Annotated in this window: 7 protein-coding genes; all 7 read left to right on the plus strand. The window is 36.1% G+C overall.

The window, feature by feature from the left end; translation table 11 throughout:
- Nucleotides 1-67: 67 nt before the first annotated feature.
- Nucleotides 68-1033 (plus strand): SIS domain-containing protein, encoded by a 966-nt coding sequence (locus ACLJX0_RS11050; protein WP_410880466.1) that lies wholly within the window; start codon nucleotides 68-70, stop codon nucleotides 1031-1033.
- 3 nt (nucleotides 1034-1036) lie between these two features.
- The gene (gene tatC / locus ACLJX0_RS11055) at nucleotides 1037-1876 is read left to right on the plus strand and encodes a twin-arginine translocase subunit TatC (RefSeq protein WP_410880468.1); all 840 of its coding nucleotides are present in this window, start codon (nucleotides 1037-1039) and stop codon (nucleotides 1874-1876) included.
- A 5-nt stretch (nucleotides 1877-1881) separates the two neighbouring features.
- A complete protein-coding gene (gene lptB / locus ACLJX0_RS11060) occupies nucleotides 1882-2625 on the plus strand; it encodes an LPS export ABC transporter ATP-binding protein (protein ID WP_410880470.1) in 744 nt (247 codons plus the stop codon).
- Nucleotides 2626-2736: 111 nt separating this feature from the next.
- On the plus strand, nucleotides 2737-3519 hold the full coding sequence (locus ACLJX0_RS11065; protein ID WP_410880472.1) for a polysaccharide biosynthesis/export family protein: 783 nt from the start codon (nucleotides 2737-2739) through the stop codon (nucleotides 3517-3519).
- Between the two features lie 5 nt (nucleotides 3520-3524).
- Nucleotides 3525-5948, plus strand: coding sequence for a GumC family protein (locus ACLJX0_RS11070; RefSeq protein ID WP_410880474.1), 2424 nt, complete (start codon nucleotides 3525-3527; stop codon nucleotides 5946-5948).
- Between the two features lie 243 nt (nucleotides 5949-6191).
- On the plus strand, nucleotides 6192-8411 hold the full coding sequence (locus ACLJX0_RS11075; protein WP_410880476.1) for an NADP-dependent isocitrate dehydrogenase: 2220 nt from the start codon (nucleotides 6192-6194) through the stop codon (nucleotides 8409-8411).
- A gap of 366 nt (nucleotides 8412-8777) precedes the next feature.
- Nucleotides 8778-9530 carry a hypothetical protein gene (locus ACLJX0_RS11080; protein ID WP_410880478.1) on the plus strand — a complete coding sequence of 251 codons (753 nt, stop codon included), beginning with the start codon at nucleotides 8778-8780 and terminating at the stop codon, nucleotides 9528-9530.
- The last annotated feature ends 204 nt before the right edge of the window (nucleotides 9531-9734 follow it).

Genomic DNA, 9734 nt, shown 5'->3' on the forward strand with positions numbered 1-9734 from the left:
AAATTTGCAGTACCTAAAGATAAACATTTTCTTTGGTGCAATCCTAATATTTAACATTCTCGTCATTTTGAATACAGCTATAACTATACTAGAACGGGCAAAAAAAACTTTACTCTCTGAAAGTGAAAGTATTAAAAAGCTCATTGATTACCTAACTGAAGATTTCGCGCAGGCCGTACAAGCAATTTTAACCTGCAAAGGTCGTGTAGTGGTTACGGGGATTGGGAAAAGTGCGTTAATTGGAAGCAAAATTGTCGCCACCTTCAACTCCACAGGAACTCCATCCCTCTTCATGCATGCTGCTGAAGCGGTACACGGAGATTTAGGCTTACTCCAGCCTAATGATTGTGTGATTTGTATCTCCAATAGTGGAAATAGTCCCGAAATTAAAGTTCTCACTCCACTGCTCAAGCGCTTCGGGAATACCTTGATTGCCATCACCGCAAATGAAACTTCTTTTTTAGGTAAACATGCCGATTATGTTCTACTGTCTAAAGTAGATCGAGAAGCAGATCCAAACAATTTAGCACCAATGGATAGCACAACAGCTCAGCTAGTCTTAGGTGATGCGCTCGCTGCTTGCTTGATTGAATCCAGAAACTTCACGGCGAATGACTTTGCTCTTTACCATCCTGGCGGTGCTTTGGGCAAAAAACTACTTTTACTAGTCAAAGATATTTTAAACAGTCAAAACAAACCACAAGTTTCACCGACTTCTTCAATTAAAGACGTCATTGTAGAAATTTCACAAAAACGTTTGGGTGTAACCGCTGTAATTGATAATAATACGTTAATTGGCATTATAACAGACGGAGATTTGCGTAGAATGTTACAAAATAACACTAGTTTTGAAACCATTCAAGCCAAAGATATCATGAGCGCTCATCCAAAAACAATCGAATCCGATCAATTGGTTTCTCGTGCACTCTCGCTCTTGGAAGACAATTCAATTACGCAATTAATCGTCACACAAGAAGGAGAATATCAAGGCATTATCCATTTACACGATATTTTAAAAGAAGGAATAGTATAAAAAATGGCAAAACAAAAAAACACTCAAAAGGCCATGTCCTTTTTAGATCATTTAGAAGAATTAAGATGGTTGTTAATCCGTATTTCTGTGTTCGTTTTAGGAGGTGGAATTGTCGCTTTCTTTTTTAGAGACTTCATATTTAACCAAGTGATTTTCGGACCAAAGAACAGTGATTTCGTCACCTATCAATTCTTCTGTAAAATTGCACAGTATTTTAACTTTGACGACAGTTTTTGCCAGCAAGAACTCCCTTTTGAAATTCAAAACAGAACCATGGATGGACAATTTTCTGTCATGATGTGGACGTGTATTACTGCCGGTTTTATTATTGCCGTTCCTTTTATTCTGTGGGAAATCTGGAAATTTATCAGCCCTGCCTTATACACCAAAGAAAAAAAATATGCCAAACTCTTTATTGTTGTTTCGTCTTTCTTATTCTTTTTAGGGGTTCTATTTGGTTACTATGTGATTACGCCACTTTCCATTAACTTCTTGGTAAATTTACAAGTCAGTGATGTAGTGAAGAATGACATCGACATCAATTCGTATATTGGTTTAGTTAAAACCACCTCATTAGCTTGTGGATTAATTTTCGAACTGCCGATCATCATGTATTTCTTATCTGTATTGGGATTAGTAACCCCTCAATTTTTGAGAGAATACCGAAAATATGCCATTGTATTAATTCTAATTTTAGCTGCAATTATCACGCCTCCGGATGTGATTAGCCAAATTATCGTATCGATTCCTTTATTGATACTCTATGAAATTAGTATTTATATCTCTAAATTTGTTCAAAAGAAACCTAAAACAGAAGTTTTAGCACCAAACCACAAGGACTAATAAGTATGAAATTAAGAGCAGATAATATTGTCAAGATGTACAAAAAGAGAAAGGTTGTAAAAGGCGTTTCTGTAGAAGTAAATCAAGGAGAAATTGTAGGATTATTAGGTCCAAATGGAGCGGGAAAAACGACTTCTTTTTACATGATTGTAGGATTGGTAAAACCAAATTTTGGTCATATCTATCTAGACGACATGGATATTACAAATTTCCCAATGTATAAAAGAGGGCAACATGGGATAGGTTATTTAGCCCAAGAGCCTTCGGTATTTCGAAAGTTAAGTATTGAAGATAATATTTTAAGTGTACTACAATTAACCAAGCTTTCTAAACAAGAACAAGTAGCAAAGATGGAATCGTTAATTGCGGAATTTAACCTTGAGCACATTCGCACCAACCGCGGTGACTTATTATCTGGTGGAGAACGCAGAAGAACAGAAATTGCTCGAGCACTTGCGACAGACCCCAAATTCATTTTACTAGATGAACCCTTTGCGGGAGTTGACCCTGTGGCTGTAGAAGACATTCAACGTATTGTTGCCAAACTAAAAAACAAAAATATTGGCATCCTAATTACGGATCACAACGTACAAGAAACACTTGCCATTACAGACAAAACTTATTTGATGTTTGAAGGAGGAATCCTAAAAGCCGGAATACCTGAAGAACTAGCTGAGGATGAAATGGTTAGAAAAGTATATTTAGGTCAAAATTTCGAATTGCGTAAAAAGAAATTGGACTTTGACTAAGTTCCAATGGTAGGGGATACTTTTAGTCCCTATTTACAGTGATTTGTAAAATATTGCTACTTTTACTTTTATTCAATTTAACAAAGTTCTACTTTTGCAAAAAAATTAACAATGAAATTAAGAAACTTATTTGCTGTATTCCTTCTCTTAACGGCAGTGCTTTTTACGTCTTGTGCGTCTAGAAAAAAAGTATTGTACTACCAAAATGTAGAAGAGGTATTGGCGCAGAATAATACGGTTACACATTTTGAAACTCGTTTGCAACCCGATGATTTACTTATGATTATTGTATCCGCTCAAGATCGAGAAGCGGCTGTTCCCTTTAACCTAGTCAATACAATGACTACGAATCCCAACAATGCTGCAGGTACAGGACAAATGCAACAGCAATTGTACTTAGTAGATAATAAGGGAAATATTGAATTTCCTGTTCTTGGAACAATTAAAATTAGTGGGCTATCTAAAAAAGAAGCCATCGATTATATTACGACAGAAGTTAGCAAGTATATTATCAATCCTATTGTCAACATGCGTATCATGAACTTCAAAGTGACGGTACAAGGGGAGGTAAACCGACCAGGTATTCACACCGTAGTCAGTGAGCGTTTAACCCTTACCGATGCTATTGCACTTTCAGGAGATATGACAGTTTATGGAAAAAGAGACAATGTCTTAGTGATTCGCGAAGTAGAAGGAAAACGCATTCCCTACCGTGTGGATATGACGAAAGCTGACTTTATCACCTCTCCTTACTATTATTTAAACCAAAACGATGTCGTATATGTCGAACCGAACAAAACAAGAGTAAACTCTTCAGCTGTTGGTCCAAACCTTAGCTTAGGTATTTCGGCAATATCTTTAATTGTAACTATCATTGCACTGGCAACTAAATAAAAGAAATGGAAGGAAAATTCGACAATAGTGAAAATACAAATATTAATATTCGAGAAGAATTAGAGAAATATATTGTACACTGGAGGTGGTTCGTTGTAAGTGTTTTTATCACGCTCATTTTAGCTTTTGTTTACCTTCGTTATACGGAGAAAACCTATAAAGTGAACACCACAATTATCGTAAAAGACGAAAAAAGAGGAGGTGGTATTTCCACTGAGCTTTCTGCTTTTGCCGACTTAGGCATGCTGTCTGGTGGAAAGAGTAACTTAGAGAATGAAACTCAAATTTTATCTTCGCGTACCTTAGCGGAACGAACAGTCCGCCGTTTGCAATTGAATATTTCATATATCAATGAAGGTCGTGTGATCAACAGTGAACTATACGGTAATAGTCCCATTGATTTTAACTTTATTGAACGCGTCTTCGATTTTGACCAATTGGCCTATACCTTTTATGTAAAAGACATTACAGAGACTTCTTTTACGCTTTTAGATAAACAGAAAACAAACTTAGGTAGTTTTGAATACAATACACCTATTGAAACGATTCTAGGAAAGTTAATTGTTACAAAAAATCAACCCAAGCCCATTTCTACATTGAAGAAAATGACCGAAGGAGAATCTGAGGAAAATGAAGAGATGGAGGATATTAGTGACATCACTGTCCAAATCAAACCGATTGAACAAGTAACGGATTATTTTGTCAAAAATGTACAAATTGCTCCTACAGATAAATTTTCAAGTATTTTAGACCTTTCTTTATTAAGTCCGACTCCTGCAAAAGCAGTCGACTATTTGGATAATCTAATCACGTTATATAACGACGCGGCCATTGCAGACAAACGTTATATTTCAGAAAAAACATCTGAATTTATTGACAGTCGCTTAAAGCTCATCACTGATGAATTAAGTGATGTTGAGAAAAGCGTAGAAGGCTATAAATCAAAAAATAGCATTACAGATATTCCTACAGAATTAGGGCTATATCTACAAAATGCCAATGTGTACGACAAGCAAATCATCGAAAATGAAACCGAATTAAAAGTAGTTTCTTCTTTGATTGATTTTTTGAGAAACAGCAAGCAAAATGAGTTGTTGCCAGGTAATATTGTGTCTTCGGATCCAAGTTCTAATTCCTTAATCAACCAGTACAATACCTTAGTGTTAGAGCGCAATAGAATTACCTCTAGTTCCACTGATTTAAACCCAGCTGTGATTAAACTAGACGATCAGATTTCAGCGATGAAAGCATCGGTATTAGCTAGTTTGACTCGCTTAGAAAGTTCATTAAAAATCACCAAGAAAGAGCTAGAAAGCAAAGAAGTTGAATTGCGTTCCAAACTTTCTCAAGTTCCAAGACAAGAAAGAGAGTTTAGAATCATCGATCGCCAACAGAAAGTTAAAGAGGCCATTTATTTATATTTATTCCAAAAGAGGGAAGAAACGGCAATTACGTTGGCAGCGACCGATCTTAATGCGAAAGTAATTGATACAGCGAAGAGCTCAGATAAACCCGTTTCACCTAAAAAAGCGATTATTTTACTAGCGGCTTTAATTTTAGGCGGATTAATTCCTTTTGCTGTAATTTACTTGCGCCTACTTTTAGATACGAAAGTAAAAAACCGATTGGATATTGAAAACAATACAGATGTTCCTTTCTTGGGCGATATTCCACATTCGGATGACCATGAAAACATCATCGATTTATCAAGTCGATCAAGTTCTGCTGAAGCTTTGCGTATTATTCGTACCAACTTAGAGTTTATGTTGGGGAATGTAAAAGAAGGCATGGCAAAAACGATTTTCCTTACTTCAACTTTTCCAAAAGAAGGAAAGACTTTTACCTCTGTAAACTTAGCAGCAACGATTGCTCTTTCTGGAAAGCGTACGCTTTTGATTGGGATGGACTTGCGTAATCCTCGTCTCGATGATTATTTAAGTTTACCTACAAAAGGAGTTTCCGATTATCTATTGAGAAAAAATGTAGATGTTGACCAATTCATCGTTAAAATTGAAGGATACGAAAATTTCTATGCTTTACCCGCTGGAACGATTCCACCCAATCCAGCAGAATTATTGATGGGGAACTCGATTCAAGCCATGTTTACCAAGTTAAAAACAGAATACGACTATATCATTGTCGATACTGCACCAGTTAGTTTGGTTACTGATACCTTGTTAGTAAGTAAATTTGCCGATACGTTCATTTACGTAACAAGAGCGAATTACTTAGACAAACGCATGCTAAAATTACCAACAGATTTACACCGTGAAGGCAAGTTAAAAAACATGTCTATTGTATTAAATGACACGACTACAATGAAAGGATATGGTGGGTATGGATACGGATATGGGTATGGATACGGTTACGGACATGATGTTTTAGAAGATAAACGTCCTTGGTGGAAAAAACTTTTAAACTTAAAGTAATAACATACAGAAAAGGCTAGTATAGAAATATGCTAGCCTTTTTAGCAATATTTCGTTTAAGAACCGCCAAAAATAGCAATAAAGCAATTTTAGTACCCTCTATTAGAAACTTAACAATTCTACTGTTATATCCCTGAATTAGCGCGTTTTTTTCAATGCTTATGCTTATATTTGCTTTATAATCATACGATTTAGACTTAACGCATACAACAATTATATTGTTATCATTTAAATTGAACAAAAATGACACAAAATTCTAAAATCCTTTACACGTTTACAGACGAAGCTCCGATGTTAGCTACGTATTCATTCTTACCGATTGTTCAGGCTTTTGCTCAAACAGCAGGTATTGATGTAGAGACACGAGATATTTCTTTAGCTGGACGTATTTTAGCAACTTTCCCAGAGTATGTAAAAGAAGAACAACAAATTGGTGACGCTTTAACGGAGTTAGGCGAGTTAGCCAAGAGTCCAGAGGCAAACATCATCAAGTTACCGAATATTTCGGCTTCTATTCCTCAGTTAAACGCGGCAATTAAAGAACTTCAAGCTCATGGGTATGCGGTTCCGAATTACCCATCTGAGCCAAAGAATGATGAAGAGAAAGCCATTAAAGCTAAATATGCTAAAATTTTAGGATCTGCTGTAAACCCAGTATTACGTGAAGGAAACTCCGACCGTAGAGCGCCAAAAGCAGTTAAAAATTACGCTAAAAAACACCCACATTCAATGGGGGCTTGGAGTGCAAACTCACAAACAAGAGTTGCATCTATGGCAGATGGTGATTTTTATGGAACGGAAAAATCAGTAACTGTTGCCCAAGATTCATCATTCAAAATTGAATTCGTAGGAGCGGATGGAACAACAAAATTATTGAAAGACTACGCTCCGCTTTTACAAGGAGAAGTAATCGATTCAACCGTATTGAGTTTAACAAAATTAAAAGCCTTTGTTTCGGAATGTAAAGAAGAAGCAAAAGCAAAAAACATTTTATTCTCTACGCACTTAAAAGCAACCATGATGAAGGTTTCTGACCCAATTATTTTTGGTGCTGTGGTAGAAGGATACTTTGCTGATCTTTACGCAAAATACGCAGCTGTATTTACTGAATTAGGAATCAGCCCGAACAATGGTTTAGGTGATTTATATGCTAAAATTGCAGGACATGCATTAGAAGCAGAAATCAAAGCGGCTATTGATACAGCAATTGCACAAGGTCCAGCAATTGCCATGGTAAACTCAGACAAAGGAATTACCAACTTACACGTTCCGTCGGATGTGATTGTAGATGCTTCTATGCCTGCTATGATCCGTACTTCAGGACAAATGTGGAATAAAGAAGGAAAACAACAAGATACCTTAGCTATTATCCCAGACCGTTGTTATGCAGGTGTATATGAAACGGTAATTGAGGACTGTAAAGCGAATGGAGCATACAACCCTACAACCATGGGATCGGTACCAAACGTTGGTTTAATGGCGCAAAAAGCAGAGGAATACGGATCTCATGATAAGACCTTCCAAGCAGAGGCTACAGGTGTAATCCGCGTTTCTGATGCAAATAATACCGTATTCTTTGAACAAACCGTTGAAGCTGGAGATATCTTCAGAATGTGTCAAACGAAAGATGCACCAATTCAAGATTGGGTAAAATTAGCGGTAAACCGTGCTCGTTTATCTGAAACACCAGCCATCTTCTGGTTGGATGAAAATAGAGCACACGATAGAGAATTAATCAAGAAGGTAAACGAATACCTAAAACAATATGATACTACTGGTTTAGACATCCGTATCTTAAGTCCAATCGAAGCAACTAAAGTTACAGTTGAGCGCATTCGTCAAGGATTAGATACCATCTCGGTAACAGGAAATGTATTGCGTGATTACTTAACGGATTTATTCCCTATTTTAGAACTTGGTACTTCTGCGAAAATGCTTTCTATCGTTCCATTAATGAATGGAGGAGGATTATTCGAAACAGGTGCTGGTGGATCTGCTCCAAAACACATTGAACAATTCATTGAAGAAGGGTATTTACGTTGGGATTCATTAGGAGAATTCTTGGCTTTAGGAGCGTCATTTGAGCACTTAAGTCAAATGCAAAACAACGCAAAAGCCTTAGTATTAGCAGAAACATTAGACGAAGCTACAGCTAAATTTTTAGACAACGATAAGTCACCAGCACGTAAAGTTGGATCTATTGACAACCGTGGATCACACTTCTATTTAGCTATGTATTGGGCAGAGGCATTAGCCGCTCAATCAAAAGATGCTGACTTAAAAGCAACGTTTGCTCCTATTGCTAAAGCGATGATTGAAAACGAAGCAAAGATTAACGAAGAGTTAATCGCCGCACAAGGTAAAGCCCAAGAAATTGGAGGATATTACCAAACAAACGCAGCTGCAACGTCAAAAGCAATGCGTCCAAGTACTACATTGAATACCATTATTGATGCTATCTAATCCCTAGCATTCCAAATACAAAAGGCTGTCTTTCTCAAGACAGCCTTTTTTTATTTCGCTCTACCAAACACAGCAAACAGGGTCACCAAAAGCTAGCTAGTAACCAAAACTAAAACATTATCGTCAATTTGTTAAAAACGCATTCTGCGGTTATTTGCTTTTTTAGTTCTCAAAATTATTTTTTATTAAAAAGCAACAATTACGTCATTTTACTTAGAATAAATTCATATATTTATCAATACGCATAAGATATTTTTAATAAAATCACTTATATATTAACCAAAACATATACATTTCAAATATAATTATTTCAATTGTATACATCTACATTCGTTTATCATTTTTTAATCTAATAAATAAGACCCCATGAAAGAAGTAGTAAAAATAGTACTGTTGAGTATGGTACTCTTAAATTTCAGTTGTCAAAAAGACGACGACCCCCAGAATGAAGTAAGAAATTATGCTGAAGATTCTAGAATATTACAAGATTTTGTAACTATTGACAAAGAAAATCTAGCCTATTATTTAAATCTAAATGCTAAAAGTGACCTTTTAAGATTAATCCCCACTAGCAGTATCAATCAATTAGAAAAGGTTTCAAACGAACATTTGAATCGATTTAAAGACGAACTAAACACGTTAAATCAATTTATAAAAAATGAAATAAAAAACGGTGCTTCCTACGTTGCCATGCAGACTAATAATGGCAGCTATTTCAAAGAACTAGCTACTAATGGGGTTCGTATACTAAAAAATGAAGTTACTCTTACAGCTAAAAAGCGACAACCCCTAGCTGAAATTGGCCGCGTCTTTTTTTATAGATTAGGTGAAGTTTCGTCTCCGGAAAATTTTATAGGTAAGGACCATATCGATTCACAAATAACTATAAATGGTCCGACAAACAGTATTTCAGCGACGCTGTTATGCCGTACAGGAACAAGTCCTCAAGGCTCAACAAGTAATCCTTCTTTACTGATCATCTCTTCTATGTCAGGATCTTATGCTGGAAATTTCAATTGGGTTAACACTGAATCGGGTGATACTGTTACTTGGACTTTCGAAGGAAAACTCAACACTGCTGATTTTTCAGTGTTAGGTTATGCTCATCTTAACGATTAACTTATTGTTTTACTTCTCTACCTTAATGGAAAGATAAACAAGTAGACCTGGTTACACTTCTATTGCACTGGAGATAAAAAAGAGGCTGTCTAAAAAGCCTAAAAAACAAAAACCCCGTCTAAAAAAGGCGGGGTTTTTTCATTGTTTGTCCTCAAAAATAATTATCTTCAAGGTGCACCCAAACAATAAGAAAGACAAATATAA

This window comes from Myroides sp. DW712 (assembly GCF_046557355.1).
Taxonomy (GTDB): domain Bacteria; phylum Bacteroidota; class Bacteroidia; order Flavobacteriales; family Flavobacteriaceae; genus Flavobacterium.